This window comes from Chlamydia crocodili (genome assembly GCF_018343815.1).
GTDB classification, from domain to species: Bacteria; Chlamydiota; Chlamydiia; order Chlamydiales; family Chlamydiaceae; genus Chlamydia; species Chlamydia crocodili.
This window is the reverse complement of sequence record NZ_CP060791.1, coordinates 443,573-458,814: the sequence shown is the minus strand read 5'-3', so window position 1 is coordinate 458,814 and position 15,242 is coordinate 443,573. Positions and strand designations below refer to the sequence as shown.

Genomic DNA, 15,242 nt, shown 5'->3' with positions numbered 1-15,242 from the left:
TACAAATCGACATATAAGAAACTTTCTGTTTCTTTATATAAATCCTAATTTAGGGAAGGTAGGTTGCCATGCCATTTGCTAAAGAAGCAGAGATGCAGCGCACATGTTGGAAGTGTGAAGGTAGCGTATCTATGCATATGCCTCAATGCCCCTATTGCAGTGCATTCCTTCAAGATCCTCCGGTAGCTTCGGGAGGATTCTCTTCATGTCATATTTCTTTCCCAGAAGGCTCTACAAAGGGAGAATCTGAAGATCTTTTTGCTGTTTCTTCAGAAGATTGGGAAGCTGTTCTTAGTGATCAAAATACTTTCCAAAAATCTACAGAACAGTCTGAAGCTAATTGGAATTGGTTACAGCACTGGCCACTTGTTGCTTTATTTTTAGGCGCAGGATTTTTAGCTTTTGCTTTGATTATTCTCTTATTTGCTACAGATGCTGGATTGACGTTGACATGGCCTAAAAACCGAGCCTACCTTTACGGTATTATTGGTGCTGTGTTTGCTTATCGCGGCTACTTCAAGCTTTCGGAATAAGATATTCTCTAACTTCTTCTATTTAAAGAAGAGACTCTTCCGTATCGTCGGGAATACTATTTGTTGTGTCGTCCACTCCATTACGTTCATCTTTATATGATAGAATCGTAATCAAGTCTTCTCTATTTAACATATGGAGAATATTAGAATCTTGGGTAGAGATAACCTTATCCAATAAACGGATTTTCTTTTCAATAAGGTAGTGGATACGTTCTTCTAACGTGTCCTCTGTCATGAGTTTGTAGATAAATACAGTATTTTTTTGCCCTATTCTATGAACACGATCTAAAGCTTGATTTTCTTTAGCGGGATTCCACCAGCGATCGTACATAATTACGACGTTACCAGCAGTAAGGTTAATTCCTGTCCCCGCAGCAAGTAATGAACCTACGAATACACGACATTCAGGATCTGTAGTAAAATATTCTATCTCTTCTTTTCTATTTAAGGATTTTCCTTGAATAGAGGCATATTTTACGCCAATCTCTTCGAGATATAACATAATAATACGAATCATATGAATGTATTGTGAAAAGACAACAACCTTATATCCTGAGGACAATGACTCATGAAGAAGTCGAACAAAGGCTTCCCATTTTCCAGATTCGTGTTCTCGGTATTTATCGGGATTTTTAAAGAAGATCGCTGGATGGTTACAGATTTGTTTCAGATGATTCAATAAGGCAAATACATGGAGATAGTTGACTGTCTGTTCTTCTGGAGATTCCAGTTGTTGAATCTGCGCTTTTTCTCTTTTTAATGTAGATAGATAGAGTTTTTTCTGTTCTGGAGATAAGGTACAAGGAATTATCGACTCTACTTTTTCAGGAAGTTCTGGAAGAACGAGTTTTTTTGTTCTTCTTAAGATGAAAGGTCGAGTTAATTTGAGTAATAGATCTTGTGATGGAATAATCTCGTCATCTATTTCCGCAGTATTTTTCTTTGTAAATAGCTTCTTAAATAAAGCGTCTGACGGGAGATAATTAGGGAGAATAATATCTAAAAGGCCTTTGAATTCAAGAAGGTTATTTTCTATAGGGGTTCCTGTTAATCCCAATTTCATTTGAGAATCTAGTCGACAGAGAATTTTATGAATTTGGCTATTTTTATTTTTTGCCATATGGATTTCATCAAATACCGTTACCGTGAATGAAATCTTGTAAAATTTAGCGTAATTTTGTCTTAGGGTTCCATATGAAGTAATAATTACGTCAGCAGGAGGAAGGTGCTCTGGTTTATTAGGACCATGAAAGGCAAAAATACTTATTGTAGGCAGATGTGTTGCTAATGTGTGTTCCCAATGGGGTAATACGCTGGTTGGACAAACAACAAGGAACTTAGGTCGTTCTGTGGGTTCTGCAGATTGGAAAACAATATCTAATAATGCGGTGGCTTGGTGAGTTTTCCCTAACCCCATCTCATCACAAAGTAGTCCAGACAAACGATGGTTATACAAGAACCATAACCATAACAAACCGCTATTTTGATACGGGCGTAGTTTATGGTCTGTAGAAAATAGATTTTGTGGGATAGGTGGCAAACAAGCTGCTTTAAGCTGAGAGAAAAACGTTAGATCGGATGCACTTGCATTAACTTTTTCATGAGTAGACAGTGGTGCTAAAGCATCTAGTTTAAAAATATCAGTAACTGTAGCAATTACAGTATTTTCAGAAATCAAACATTTTTGGGCAGAGATAAATTGTTTTAAGAATTGGAATAGGCAGTGCTGGAAACTTAAAAATCCAGCTTTAGTAAAAGCAAAGGCTTTTTTGTTTTTCAATGCTTGTAACACAACTCCCAATGGTATGGAACCAATGTTTGTTTTAAGTTCTAAATGTAGATGTAAAGGTGATGAGGGATGGGGACGTGTTATAGATAATATGACAAGCTCGAATGTTTCCGGAGGGCAAAGCTGGGGATCTACAAAAACAAGCTTATCATTATGGAAATTTTGATTTATAAATTCTGGAACTTGCTCAGGAGGAATTTTCTTGGGCAGAGAGCATAATGATTGTAAGGGGGTGGGGAGCAGGTTAAATCCAAGATTTTCTCGATAAAGAAATACGCCAAATAGTCGGCAATTTTCTTCTTCTAAACCTTGAAATATAGGTTTTAAATACAATCCCGAACCCTTAGTTTCTTTATGTACTTCAAAGAAAAGATTCTTCAGAAGTGGTGTAGGAGCAAAGAAATTAGGGATCGTTCTTAAAACGACTTCATGTTTCATAATGAAACTAGGAATTTGATCAGCTTCTACAATCAAACCATCCTGAATTTCTAGGTCGACTTTTCTTTGTAGGAAGAATCCTTGCCCAGAATAATATGTCCAAGGACCATAATGAATATCTATAGCTGCGGGATCACCAGTATTGTAATGGAATAGTAAAACACCTTGTTGTGTAATATTATACGTTAACTGTCCCTCAGGAACACGATCTGAAAATACTTCAAATCCTGGTTCGCGAATTAATGAACCCTCATTATCTAAAAATGCCTCAACTTGATCTGCTTTAACAATAAATGAGATTTGAGGAGAGAGTAGTCCTGTTACTGTAAATAATCCTTTCTCAGGAATATAACAAAAGTCGGGATAAATTAATTTTCCGTTCTCTAAATCTCCAGGAGTGTCTAGATAAGCTGAAAAAGAAATAGAAGAATCTCTTAAAAAATAGATAGAGTAACGGATTAGACGTTCTTCAGAATCATAATGCAGTAAGGATAATATTTGTTTTTTCAGAGTTTCAGGAAGTAAGGATATTACATAAATAGAAACGAAGGTTTCTTTCGAAGGAAGGATAACTTGTTGGGAGCCAGATATATAACCAATAGAACCAATTTCAGTTACAGGCTGATTTTTATGGTCTTGTGCGATAGCTGCGATAGTGAAGTATATTTTAGATTTTTCAGGGGCAACGCGTACTGCTGTTACAGAAAAATCACTATAATTTCCTGAAAGAGATGTTTGAGAGAAATTAATCTTTGGGAATAGATCTTCTAAAGTTGCAAAATCTAAAATTTCTCCTTTCAAAGAGATCCCTTGCCATTGCATCGCAAAATGTGTAGGAAATCCTTGGCTATTTTCAATAAGATCTAGGCGAGCACCTGCTTCAGAAAAAAAGAAAAAGCGTTTGGCTATGCGATAAAGCATAGACTGTGGAAAAGTTTTTTCAGTATAAGTTTTAGGTTCTGGAGTTTGATGAATGATAGGCAACCATTCTGTAAAAGCTTCCGGTGACAACACAGAAATCTCTAATGTTGCATGAGAAGATATTATAGAATAGTGTCTATCACCATCAGCATGTAATTGTGATTCCTCTACAAACAACTTCCAAAACAAGGCATACCAAAAAGATATGTCAAATTTATGATGTAGAGGCAGCCACCCGTCAGTATCGTAAGCTGAGAAAAATGCAGTCATTAAATGAACGCAACAATCCCCATCAGGACAGCTACAAGAAGCAAAAATTAGATTGTCAATATCACTAAATTTTAGTGTGCTGACCCAATTCCCATCAGGAGAATCTTCATCAGGGATACGGATGCTATAACAATCCCCAGAAAAATCTAAAGCAATGTTTTGGCGATTCGTAGCGAGATAATCCATCGCTGTTTGACGAAAGCCAGCTAAAGCGTTTAAAACCATAACGTTATGCTAGTTAGCAAATATAAGCGTTATCTCAACTTACCAATCGTAGAACGATTGTAAGAGAGAGGGTTAAATAAAACAAAGCTTGGACGTGTCGGAAATTCCACAACTTATAAGCAATACTTCCGCAAGTCAAAGCGATTAATGCAGGGTAACTTAGCTGTAGTAGGGGCAATAGAAGGAGACTGATATTTTCGAAGTTTAAAATAGAAATTAGATATGAGGGTATCAGAGTGAAAATTACTGCATTAGAATACGTCATTCTTTTTGATGAGATGATGCGGGCTAAAAAGTCAGCAACAATCCCAACTAAAGCGATCTCTGTTGTCAAGCAAGCAACAAACACACATACACCAGTCAATAAACTATTTGGCCCAAGAGCAATAGCAGAAATTCTTCCTAGAATTTGTCCCTTACTTACATGAGTTAGTAAACCTGCGTGTCGAGAAGCACATAGGGCAAATCCTAAATAAATTAATCCAAGAAGAGCAGCAGCTAAAGCAAAAGCTAAACCTAAAGTGCGTTTGTCTTTTTTATTGATTTTTTGAAAGTTTAAAGGTGTTTCGTCATCAGCATCTCCATTTGCTATCATTTGTCGTATAGAAATTAATACAATGGAGCAGAAGAAGAAGGCTGCAAGAAGGTCCATAGTATTGAAGCCTTCTGTAATTCCAGCTAACCAAGCTTGTTGGGGATTCGCAGATTCCAAGAAACTTGGGTTTGCAGGAATAGTTAACCCTTTGAAGATTATCCAAATTAGGGTGATCAACATAATTGGGAAAAATACAGACCCCAGCCATTGGATAAGTTTACTAAGTTTGCATGCAAATAGATAAATCAAAACGCAACAAATCAAACTGAAGATAGGAAGATTAGGCAGTAATGTTGTTTTTGAATCTGATAAAGATGCTAAAGTTGAATATGATACAGCAATTGCTCTAGGAATCCCCCCAAAAGGACCTATTAAGCATAAAATTGCTATAATGAAAACCATTCCAGGGATTTTTCCAATAGAGGAAAAAAAATTTTTATAATCTCCAGAATATAATAGCATACTAAACAAACCTAATAGGGGAACACAAACAGCGGTAAGCATCATTCCAAAGCAGGCGAACCAGGGATGTGAGTGGTAATGATAACCCAAGGCTAAAGGAAATACTATATTACCCGCTCCAAAGAACATAGCAAAAATAGATCCCCCGATCGACCAAACAGAGAGCTCTTTTTTAGAACTAACCCTATTAGAAGCGTTTTTATTCATTATATTAAAAAATTGCGATATCGAAGTAGTAAGTAGTTGCCCAGTCTAAAAGATTTCTCCGTTAGAAAGCAAAGTAAATTTCATTCTCGATATATACAGAGAGAAAGCTTTATGTGGAACCGTTTCTGTGTCAATCAGCAGAAGCCTTTATTTCTTAAGGGGTTTAGAATGCTTTTTATGGGAATTGCTTAAGTACCAACATATTCTGCATTTATTTACATCGTGATGGAGAGCGGGGCAGTAATTTCTAGCATAATAGATAAGTTGTAAGTGAAGCTTTGGAGAATTCATATCGCCAAAGAAAAGAACAAGGTCTTTTTCTGCTGCTGAAGGACTACGTTTATTAGAAATTCCCCAACGTTGAGATAGTCTCAAAATATGTGTATCTACTGGAAACGTTGGCATATCATAAATAATTCCTAGAAAGACCGAAGCAGTTTTTCTTCCTACCCCAGGTAGTTTGATTAACAATTCTAAAGAAGCTGGAGGTTCACCACGATATTTTTCCAGCAAGATCTTTGATAGATTATGTAGGTATTCGGCTTTTCTCTTGCCAAGACCGCAAGGCGAAATAATTAAATATAAATTTTCTAAGGGAAGTTGTGATAATGCTTGCGCGTCAGGAGCTGAGGCAAATAACTTCGGTGTCACAGAATTCACAGCCTTATCGGTAGAATTTCCTGAAAGCAAAATAGCAACAAGTAATTGAAACGGAGTTTCCCATCCCGTTAAAGATGCTTTTGGGTTGGGAAAGAATTCGTTCAAAGTTGAAATAATAAAATTTTTAATATGTGTTTTATTTTCCAATACAAAACCTACTAAAAATTTCTCCCAATATTGTCTCGTTAATTTCAGATCCTGAAAGGTTCCCAGTAGCCTGTAGGGCTTGCCTGAGCTCCAGGGCAACAAGTTCTGGGAGAAGTTGAGTCTGTAATCCTTCTTTGGCTGAGAGCAAGTACGAGCGCATCTGTTGTAATATTGTATGATGTCGAGAAGAAACAAGAAAGACTTTTGCATTCTTTCCCAACTGTTGTTGTTGCATCCATTTTTGGATAAATTGTTTGAGTTCGAAAATCCCCTCTCCTGTCTTTGCGGAAACAGCTAGTTGGGGCAGCGACGTGTCAATTTGAGGAGGTGATGCGAGATCAGATTTATTCCAAAGAAGGAGAGTAGGTTTTTGAAATAAAATTTCTGGGAGATCAGGTTGGGGTTGTGTAACATCCATAACCCAGAGTATCCCTTCAGATTGTTCCATAGCAGAAATAGCGCGTTCTATACCTTCTTGCTCAACAGGATTATCTGTTTCTCGTTGTCCTGCAGAATCTATAAGACGAATACGTTTCCCTTGCAATATCCAATTTTCTTCTAATATATCCCTTGTAGTTCCAGGAATATCAGTAACAATAGCGCGATTTTTATTTGTTAGCGTATTAAGAAGAGAAGATTTTCCTGCATTAGGATGTCCTGCAAGAACAATACTTGTGCCTTGGGCGAGTCGTTGGCCCTCATCGAAACTTGAGATAAGATCCTCAATAATTAGGATAGCTTCGCTTAACCGACTTTCAGGAACATCCATATCGGGCTGCTCTTCCTCTGGAAAATCTGCGAGAACCTCAATAAAAGCCAAAGATTCGATAATCAAAGAAGAAATAAACTGAACTTTTTTGGAAAAATGTCCTTGAAAATGATTCTGAGCAATGTGAAAAGCGTCCAAATTATCAGCTGCGATAATATTTTGAATTGCTTCTGCTTGGATAAGATCTATTTTCCCATTTAGAAAAGCTCGTTGAGAAAATTCTCCAGGAAGTGCAGGTCGAGCTCCTTCAGATACCAAAGCTTCCAGGATTTGGGAACAAGAAAAATAACCACCATGACATTGCAGTTCAATGACATCTTCTCCAGTAAATGAACGTGGAGCTCGCATAATTAATAAAAGCACCTGATCAATTTGCTGGTCGTTACGACTTATTGTTCCTAAATGAGCAGTATGTGAGGAAAAGGACGGTACAGATCCTGAGAATATTTTATCTGTGATTGGAATAGCTTCGGGGCCTGATATACGAACAATAGCAATGCTTCCCTCTCCTGGAGGTGTGGCTATAGCAGCAATAGTATCATTTTTAATCATGAAAAACGGATGAAAATGGAACTAACTTGAGAAGCTAGGATATCAGGTTCGCGATTAAAGATGTATGTAGGTTTTTTAACGATTTCTATTTAATTAGTTTGGAATATTTTTAATAACTTTTTATAGTCGCCTGTTTTGATCTCCAGATCGAGGACAAGTGAAGAAACTGCAGTATATTGATCGGTTAACTAATCAAAGAGTAACAGAATCCGTGTGTTATGAAAAGACTATGACGTTTCTATATACTTCCAGATTAGGAAAATGGGTATCCACGCTATTGTCAAGGTCTCCATTTTTGTCGCGTCTTTATGGTTGGATTCAAAAACGTTCTTGGACACGTAAAAAGATTCCGGGATTTATAAAGAGAAATCATATCTGCGCAAAAGAATTCAAAAAATCTCTTTCAGAATTTACTTCTTTCAATGATTTTTTTACTAGAGAGCTGCGTCCGGAAGCACGACCTATTGCTCAGGGGAATAATATTTGCGTGACACCCGTTGATGGGGCGTATCTTATTTATCCAAACGTGTCTGAATTTGGAGAATTTGTTGTTAAATCGAAACGATTCTCTCTTTCGAAACTTTTAGGTGACCCCAAGCTTGTTGAGAAATACGCATCTGGTAGTGTGGTCTTTGCTCGGTTAGCTCTTTTCGATTATCACCGTTTTCATTTCCCTGTCGATTGTTTGGCTGGACCAACCCGCAACATCAATGGTTATTTATTTTCTGTGCACCCGATGGCATTGAAAGATAATTTTAATATTTTTTGTGAAAACAAACGTACACTAACAGAGCTTAAAACAGAGGCATTCGGCGATGTGCTTTATTTGGAAGTCGGGGCATTGAATGTCGGCTCTATTATTCAAACCTATATACCTGGAGAAAAGTATTCTAGGGGTGATGAGAAGGGTTTTTTTGAAATTGGAGGATCCACTGTTATTGTATTGTTTGAACCGGGAGTTGTTCAGTTTGATGCGGACTTATTAAAGAACTCACGGATGGGATTAGAGACACGTTGCCTTATGGGGCAATCTTTAGGACGGTCGTTGAGAGAATAATTTTAAAGACTTTAAAGGTTTTTTTTGGTATTGCAAGGAGAGAGAAAAGTGAAAATTGGCGAATTATGTGGCTAGTGATCCTGTGGGCTTTAGTTGCAAGTTTGACAATAGCTTTAGTGTTTAAAGTCTATTGTCACATTTCCCGTTTCCGTCGCTATGCGGCGCAGGTTATTCGAGAAGTTCATCTGAGCATGGAACTGAAAGAATGGTCGGTTGCTGAACAGAAGCTCTTGCCTATTTTAAAAAAACGTTGCTATCGTCGTCAGTGCCTATTTGATTATATGCGTATTCTTCGAGGTATGAATCGTTTTGATGAGGTAGAAAAACTATTGGCCGAGGCACGAAAATTGAATTTACGTGGTCCTCAATTTTTGCTAGAAATTGCTTATAAAGCTTATCGTCATGGGGCATATAAAGAATCTTGCCAAGCTTTTTCCCGAATTTCAAATGATATATTCGAAGAACAGGATGCTGCAAAGTATGCGTCTGCTTTGGTGAATTTAGGGCATTTGGATGCTGCTTGTAGTATTATTGAGCCTTGGATTTCTCCCCTCTCCCATCAAGAAACCTACATTACCGTGGGAGATATTTATTTCACCTCGAAGCGATATCAAGATGCTATAGAGTTTTATAACCGCGCATATGCTTTAGGCTCATGTCCTTTGAAAGTTACCTATAATTTAGCTCATTCTTCTCGTATTTGCGGTAATTATGTTGAGGCGGGAAAGCTATTCCGTAAATTGTTATCTGAACCTAATTATAGAGAAGAGTCTTTATTTAACATCGGTTTGTGTGAACAAAAACAAGGGAAATCGAAAAAAGCGTTACTTATTTATCAAAGTAGCGATTTGTGGTCTCGAGGGGATGCTTTGTTAATGAAACATGCAGCTTTGGCAGCTATGGATCAAAATGACTATCCTTTAGCCGAATATTGCTGGAATTTAGCATTTCAATGCGGCACATATGCTGAAGATTGGCAATGTGGTTTAGGTTATGGATTTAGCTTATGTTGTTTAAAGAAATATTCTGATGCTGAAAAGATATATCTCAAAGTAATCCAGAAATTCCCTGATTGTCCTACAGCATGTAAAGCGTTAGCTTGGCTTTCAGGAGTTGGATACGCGTCAGTAGTGGCAGCAGAGACTGGTTTAGAGTATGCAAAGAAAGCTCTCAAACTAAACCATTCTTCAGAAACTTTAGAACTATTGAGTGCGTGTGAAGCTCGCACAGGAAATTTTGACGCTGCTTATGAAATACAAGCATTTCTATCAGCTCAAGATGTTTCTCTGCAGCAAAAAAAGCGTCGCTCACAAATTATGCGTAATTTACGCCAGAAATTACCTTTGAATCATCAGCATATTGTGGAAGTAGATACACTGCTTGCTGCTTAAATTCTTTTTTTCATTCTCTATCTTTATGGCAAAAGTTTTTTGTCTCCTGTTCAGGAGGAAGAAGAATATAAGTAAGGGAACTTTTGTTCCTTTTATTCATTAGAATCGAGTATGGTATTGACAGATGAGTTTTCGTAGGAATTAATAGATTATTTTCCAAGCAATTATATTGAATTAAGCGACGTATGTTAGATTTTCTTAAACGTTTCTTTGGATCTTCTCAAGAGCGTACCTTAAAAAAATTTCAAAAACTTGTGGATAAGGTCAATCTCTATGATGAGATGCTCGCCCCTTTGTCTGATGAGGAGTTGCGTAATAAAACAGTAGAGTTAAAAAAGCGCTACCAGGAAGGGGAATCCTTAGACGATATGCTTCCTGAGGCCTATGCCGTTGTTAAAAATGTATGTAGACGTTTGACTGGGACTCCGGTAGAAGTTTCCGGTTATCATCAAAATTGGGACATGGTTCCTTACGATGTTCAGGTTCTTGGTGCTATAGCTATGCACAAGGGCTTTATTACTGAGATGCAGACAGGAGAAGGAAAAACTCTTACTGCAGTTATGCCGCTGTATTTAAATGCTTTAACAGGCAAGCCTGTGCATTTGGTCACAGTTAACGATTATCTTGCTCAAAGAGATTGTGAATGGGTTGGCTCTATATTGCGTTGGTTAGGTTTAACTACCGGAGTATTGATATCCGGCTCACCTTTAGAAAAACGAAAGGAAATCTATCGTTGTGATGTTGTCTATGGTACAGCATCAGAGTTTGGATTCGATTATCTCAGGGATAATTCTATAGCAACTTCTGTTGATGATCAGGTAGGTCGTGGATTTTATTTCGCTATTATTGATGAAGTGGATTCTATTCTAATTGATGAAGCAAGAACTCCTTTAATTATTTCTGGACCAGGAGAAAAGCATAATCCCGTTTATTTCGAGCTTAAGGATAAAGTTGCTGAATTAGTTCAATTGCAAAGAGAACTATGTAATCATTTAGCTCTTGAAGCTAGACGAGGATTAGAACTGTTCTTGGATATGGATATCCTTCCTAAGGATAAGAAAGTTATCGAAGGCATTTCTGAATTTTGCCGTAGTTTATGGCTAGTTAGTAAGGGTATGCCTTTAAATCGTGTTTTGCGTAGAGTGCGCGAACACCCTGATTTGCGAGCTATGATTGATAAGTGGGATACTTATTATCACGCTGAACAAAATAAAGAAGAGAGTATTGAAAAACTGTCTCAACTTTATATCATTGTTGATGAACACAATAATGATTTTGAATTGACAGATCGCGGCATGCAACAGTGGGTTGATAAAGCCGGAGGTTCTGCTGAAGACTTCGTTATGATGGATATGGGACACGAATATGCTCTCATAGATGGCGATGACTCTCTCTCTCCAACAGATAAAATTAATAGAAAAATAGCCGTTTCAGAAGAAGATACTCAAAGAAAAGCTCGAGCTCACGGTTTACGACAGTTGTTGAGAGCACAATTGCTTATGGAACGCGACGTGGACTATATAGTCCGTGATGATCAAATTGTCATTATTGATGAACATACAGGTCGCCCACAACCAGGTCGTCGTTTTTCCGAAGGTCTTCATCAAGCAATAGAAGCAAAAGAACACGTAACTATCCGTAAAGAATCACAAACTTTTGCGACAGTAACTTTACAGAATTTCTTCCGTCTTTATGAAAAACTTGCAGGTATGACTGGGACGGCAATTACTGAATCTAAAGAATTTAAAGAGATATATAATCTATATGTTCTGCAAGTGCCTACATTTAAAACATGCTTACGTGTAGATCATAATGATGAATTTTATATGACAGAGCGTGAAAAGTATCATGCGATTGTTAATGAAATTGCCCGTATACATAAAGACGGTAATCCAATTCTTATAGGGACAGAATCTGTTGAGGTTTCTGAGAAACTTTCTCGTATTTTGAAACAGAATCGTATAGAGCATACAGTCTTAAATGCAAAAAATCACGCTCAAGAAGCAGAGATTATTGCAGCAGCTGGGAAGCTAGGTGCTGTTACTGTCGCTACAAATATGGCAGGTCGTGGTACAGATATTAAGCTAGATCAGGAAGCTGTGGTTGTTGGTGGTCTCCATGTCATCGGTACAAGTCGCCATCAGTCGCGACGTATTGATAGGCAATTACGTGGACGTTGTGCACGTTTAGGAGATCCCGGTGCTGCTAAGTTCTTCTTATCTTTTGAAGATCGTTTAATGCGTTTATTTGCTTCGCCAAAATTAAACGCATTGATTCGACATTTCCGTCCTCCTGAAGGAGAGGCTATGTCGGATCCTATGTTTAATAAGCTAATTGAGACTGCTCAAAAGCGTGTTGAAGCAAGAAACTATACAATTCGAAAGCATACTCTTGAGTATGACGATGTTATGAATAAGCAGAGACAGACTATTTATGCTTTTCGTAATGAGGTTATACGTTCTGAGGATATCTTTACCTTAGCTAAGGAATCGATATACCATGTGTCACTGATGATAGCTTCATTGATCATAAGTCGTAGTCATCCTACAGGCCACTCTCTTCCTACTTTAGAAGAATGGATGAATTACTCTTTCCCTCTAAAGTTGAATCTTGAGGAATTACGCAGATTAAATACTTTAGATGCTGTTGCAGAAAAGGTTGCAGATGATTTGATTGGAGTTTTCCACAATAAGTTTTCTTCTATGATAGAAGAAATCACCACAGCTGCTGGAGACGACGTTGATGCTAATGGTATCTGTAAAGATATTATACGTTCAGTAATGATTATGCATATCGATGAACAATGGAAAATTCATCTTGTGGATATGGATCTACTCCGTAGTGAAGTAGGTTTACGTACCGTTGGTCAGAAAGATCCTTTAATTGAATTTAAACACGAATCATTCTTATTATTTGAAAGCCTTGTTCGTGACATTCGTATTGCTATTGTAAAACATCTATTCCGTCTAGAATTAACTATGACTAGAGAACAGCGGCCTCAAAACGTAATTCCCGTTGTTGCTACATCATTCCAAAATGATGAGAACTTTGGTCCTATGGAACTAACAGTTATCAGTGATTCTGATGACGAATAAAAAAGCTTTTAGGGCTGGGCTAGCTTCCAGCCTTTTCCCTTTCTAATTCATTATTTTAAATAAATGTGGACCACTCAGACCATACATGTGCGTCGTGATGGCGTATCCAAAATGTTCTGTGATTATCCCCAATCAGAAATTGTACGTGATGATCTCGATTGCGAGTTGTCATACAAATAATGATATTATTTAAGGATTCTGATCCCTTTGGGAAATCTTCAGGAGCGTTTACAAATGTTTCTACATTTGTAGTAAGAAGGAAGTCGGATTCTAATAGAGAGTTGAAGTCATAAGTTTTGCTTTCTATTGTTTTTGGGGGGATATTAAACCATAACTCCCAGTCTCCTGTCAGACAACTACGCGTATAAGCATGGTTATCATCACTAATATAGAATTGGCGTATAACGCCTTTCAAGATGGATTCTCCAAGAACTATAAGGAGATCACCATTCTCCTTGTCTTCTTCAACATAAACTCCAGTTTCTTGGTATTTATCCAAAGAGAAAGCTTCTTCTGATTGGTAAAGAAGCTCATCGAGTGAGTGGTGGTAATCAGCTTCTGATGCATCATAATGATCATGGTTCATGGTTAAAGTCTCCAAGAAATAATTAATTTGTTATTATTATTTTGTAATAATAATATTTCATTTTTTAAACAAATTAATTTGTTCTTTTCGTTTTTTCTTTGAATTCTAAATCAAAAGGTATCCCGTATAAATTAAAAGATGATTTTAAAGTATTTTTTAAATAACACTCGTAATGTTTAGTTAATAATGATTTTGCATTAATAAATAATAAGAATTGGAAGGGTGTTGCTGTTTTATGAATAGCATAGTAAACACGCAATCTTCTTCCGTTAATTACTTGAGGGTGATGTCTTTGTAGCGCTGAGGCGAGTGTTTTATTAACAACAGGTGTGGGGACTTTACTAGATACTGTTTCATAGAGCTCATCAATAGATGAAAAGATATGTCGTAGATTGCGTTTTGTTGCTGCAGATATGCAAAGAATCCTAGATTGACCGATGTAAACATCAGTGGCGCGTAAGTCGCGGATATAATGCTCCATACGCACCCCTTCAATCAAATCCCATTTGTTAACAAGGATGATATGGGGCTTCTTGTGTTTGGATATTAAAGAAAGAATACGTTTATCGTAAGAAGATAGGTGATGCATGGCATCGATAACTAATAAGCAAACGTCAGCGCGTGCTATAGCTTTCTCTGTCCTAGACGAAGATATCCATTCTATAGAGTTTTTTACGCTTTTCATTTTTCTTAGACCGGCAGTATCTATGAATAAATACGAACGATCGTTATGAGAATATAGAATGTCAACGTTATCGCGAGTTGTCCCTGGTATATTGTCGATGATGCAACGCTCTTCATTTAATAATCCATTAATGATAGAGGACTTGCCTACGTTAGGACGACCAATGAGAGCAATTTTTAAAGGTTTGTCTGTTGCTGATGCTGTGGGGAAAGGGATTTCTTCTTCTTCGTAGTCTGATAGAGGTTCTTCAGATAACGTCTCAATCAAGGAGGCTGTTTCCTCTTCGACCTCTTCTTCTGAAGACTCTTCTATAAGTTCAGGAACATTACCAAGAGTTTTAATTCTGTCTAAAAGTCTATCAATATGTTTATCGTGACTTGCTGATACAGTAAGAATCTCAGAGATTCCTATTTTATATAATTCATGAATGCGATGTTCATCTTTAAAAGTATCAGCTTTATTCGCAACAAGAATAAGAGGCTTTTTTAAAGGAAGAAGTAGTTTAGCAAGTTCAGCATCTTGTTCTGTAATTCCGCAGCGAATATCAACAACAAGAAGTAAAATATCCGCTTCATTAGCACCCGCCAAAGCTTGCTTGTAGATGTGCTTTTGGAAGTGGTCTTCGGAATCTTTATCAACTCCCCCAGTATCGATTACTTGTACAGGGATACTCCATCCACGAATCTCTCCATATAGGCGATCTCGTGTAGTCCCTTCTTGGGAGTTAACAATAGCCAAAGATCGTTTGCACATGCGATTGAAAAGAGAAGATTTCCCAACGTTGGGTCTTCCTAAGATAGCAATCCGTAGCATGATAAGCCAATTAATCTCAGTTTTGAATAATTACAAAGAAAATGATA

10 protein-coding genes are annotated in these 15,242 nt (G+C 37.3%); 4 read left to right on the top strand and 6 right to left on the bottom strand.

Annotation, left to right across the window (positions count from 1 at the left end; all coding sequences use genetic code 11):
• Positions 1 to 68 precede the first annotated feature (68 nt).
• Positions 69 to 533 carry a phage holin family protein gene (locus tag H9Q19_RS01975; protein WP_213241754.1) on the top strand — a complete coding sequence of 155 codons (465 nt, stop codon included), beginning with the start codon at positions 69 to 71 and terminating at the stop codon, positions 531 to 533.
• Between the two features lie 22 nt (positions 534 to 555).
• On the opposite strand, the gene H9Q19_RS01970 is transcribed toward H9Q19_RS01975, so the two are convergent.
• The 4 genes from H9Q19_RS01970 to mnmE form a co-directional block, all read right to left on the bottom strand.
• On the bottom strand, positions 556 to 4,176 hold the full coding sequence (locus H9Q19_RS01970; protein WP_213241752.1) for a DEAD/DEAH box helicase: 3,621 nt from the start codon (positions 4,174 to 4,176) through the stop codon (positions 556 to 558).
• 34 nt (positions 4,177 to 4,210) lie between these two features.
• The gene (gene brnQ / locus H9Q19_RS01965) at positions 4,211 to 5,440 is read right to left on the bottom strand and encodes a branched-chain amino acid transport system II carrier protein (protein ID WP_213241750.1); all 1,230 of its coding nucleotides are present in this window, start codon (positions 5,438 to 5,440) and stop codon (positions 4,211 to 4,213) included.
• 147 nt (positions 5,441 to 5,587) lie between these two features.
• Positions 5,588 to 6,247 (bottom strand): endonuclease III domain-containing protein, encoded by a 660-nt coding sequence (locus H9Q19_RS01960; protein WP_213241749.1) that lies wholly within the window; start codon positions 6,245 to 6,247, stop codon positions 5,588 to 5,590.
• Positions 6,237 to 7,568, bottom strand: coding sequence for a tRNA uridine-5-carboxymethylaminomethyl(34) synthesis GTPase MnmE (gene mnmE, locus H9Q19_RS01955; RefSeq protein WP_213241747.1), 1,332 nt, complete (start codon positions 7,566 to 7,568; stop codon positions 6,237 to 6,239). Before mnmE ends, H9Q19_RS01960 begins: the two co-directional genes overlap by 11 nt.
• A gap of 157 nt (positions 7,569 to 7,725) precedes the next feature.
• Between mnmE and H9Q19_RS01950 the strand changes: the two genes are divergently transcribed.
• The 3 genes from H9Q19_RS01950 to secA all read left to right on the top strand — a co-directional run bounded on the left by H9Q19_RS01950 (position 7,726) and on the right by secA (position 13,111).
• Entirely contained in the window at positions 7,726 to 8,625 is a 900-nt protein-coding gene (locus H9Q19_RS01950) for a phosphatidylserine decarboxylase (protein ID WP_213241745.1), read from the top strand.
• A gap of 65 nt (positions 8,626 to 8,690) precedes the next feature.
• The gene (locus H9Q19_RS01945) at positions 8,691 to 10,016 is read left to right on the top strand and encodes a tetratricopeptide repeat protein (RefSeq protein ID WP_213241743.1); all 1,326 of its coding nucleotides are present in this window, start codon (positions 8,691 to 8,693) and stop codon (positions 10,014 to 10,016) included.
• 185 nt (positions 10,017 to 10,201) lie between these two features.
• A complete protein-coding gene (secA, locus tag H9Q19_RS01940; RefSeq protein ID WP_213241741.1) occupies positions 10,202 to 13,111 on the top strand; it encodes a preprotein translocase subunit SecA in 2,910 nt (969 codons plus the stop codon).
• 55 nt (positions 13,112 to 13,166) lie between these two features.
• On the opposite strand, the gene H9Q19_RS01935 is transcribed toward secA, so the two are convergent.
• Both H9Q19_RS01935 and der read right to left on the bottom strand, forming a co-directional pair.
• Positions 13,167 to 13,697: a hypothetical protein gene (locus H9Q19_RS01935; RefSeq protein ID WP_213241739.1), complete on the bottom strand. Its 531-nt coding sequence runs from the start codon at positions 13,695 to 13,697 to the stop codon at positions 13,167 to 13,169.
• 73 nt (positions 13,698 to 13,770) lie between these two features.
• Complete coding sequence (gene der, locus H9Q19_RS01930; protein ID WP_213241736.1) at positions 13,771 to 15,195, bottom strand: ribosome biogenesis GTPase Der; 1,425 nt, start codon at positions 15,193 to 15,195, stop codon at positions 13,771 to 13,773.
• Positions 15,196 to 15,242: the final 47 nt, after the last annotated feature.

Bases quoted from the DNA above. Each gene is read 5' to 3' on its own strand.
- der (WP_213241736.1), bottom strand. From the start codon at position 15,195: ATGCTACGGATTGCTATCTTAGGAAGACCCAACGTTGGGAAATCTTCT.
- H9Q19_RS01975 (WP_213241754.1), top strand. From the start codon at position 69: ATGCCATTTGCTAAAGAAGCAGAGATGCAGCGCACATGTTGGAAGTGT.
- secA (WP_213241741.1), top strand. From the start codon at position 10,202: ATGTTAGATTTTCTTAAACGTTTCTTTGGATCTTCTCAAGAGCGTACC.
- H9Q19_RS01935 (WP_213241739.1), bottom strand. From the start codon at position 13,697: ATGAACCATGATCATTATGATGCATCAGAAGCTGATTACCACCACTCA.
- brnQ (WP_213241750.1), bottom strand. From the start codon at position 5,440: ATGAATAAAAACGCTTCTAATAGGGTTAGTTCTAAAAAAGAGCTCTCT.
- H9Q19_RS01970 (WP_213241752.1), bottom strand. From the start codon at position 4,176: ATGGTTTTAAACGCTTTAGCTGGCTTTCGTCAAACAGCGATGGATTAT.
- mnmE (WP_213241747.1), bottom strand. From the start codon at position 7,568: ATGATTAAAAATGATACTATTGCTGCTATAGCCACACCTCCAGGAGAG.
- H9Q19_RS01945 (WP_213241743.1), top strand. From the start codon at position 8,691: ATGTGGCTAGTGATCCTGTGGGCTTTAGTTGCAAGTTTGACAATAGCT.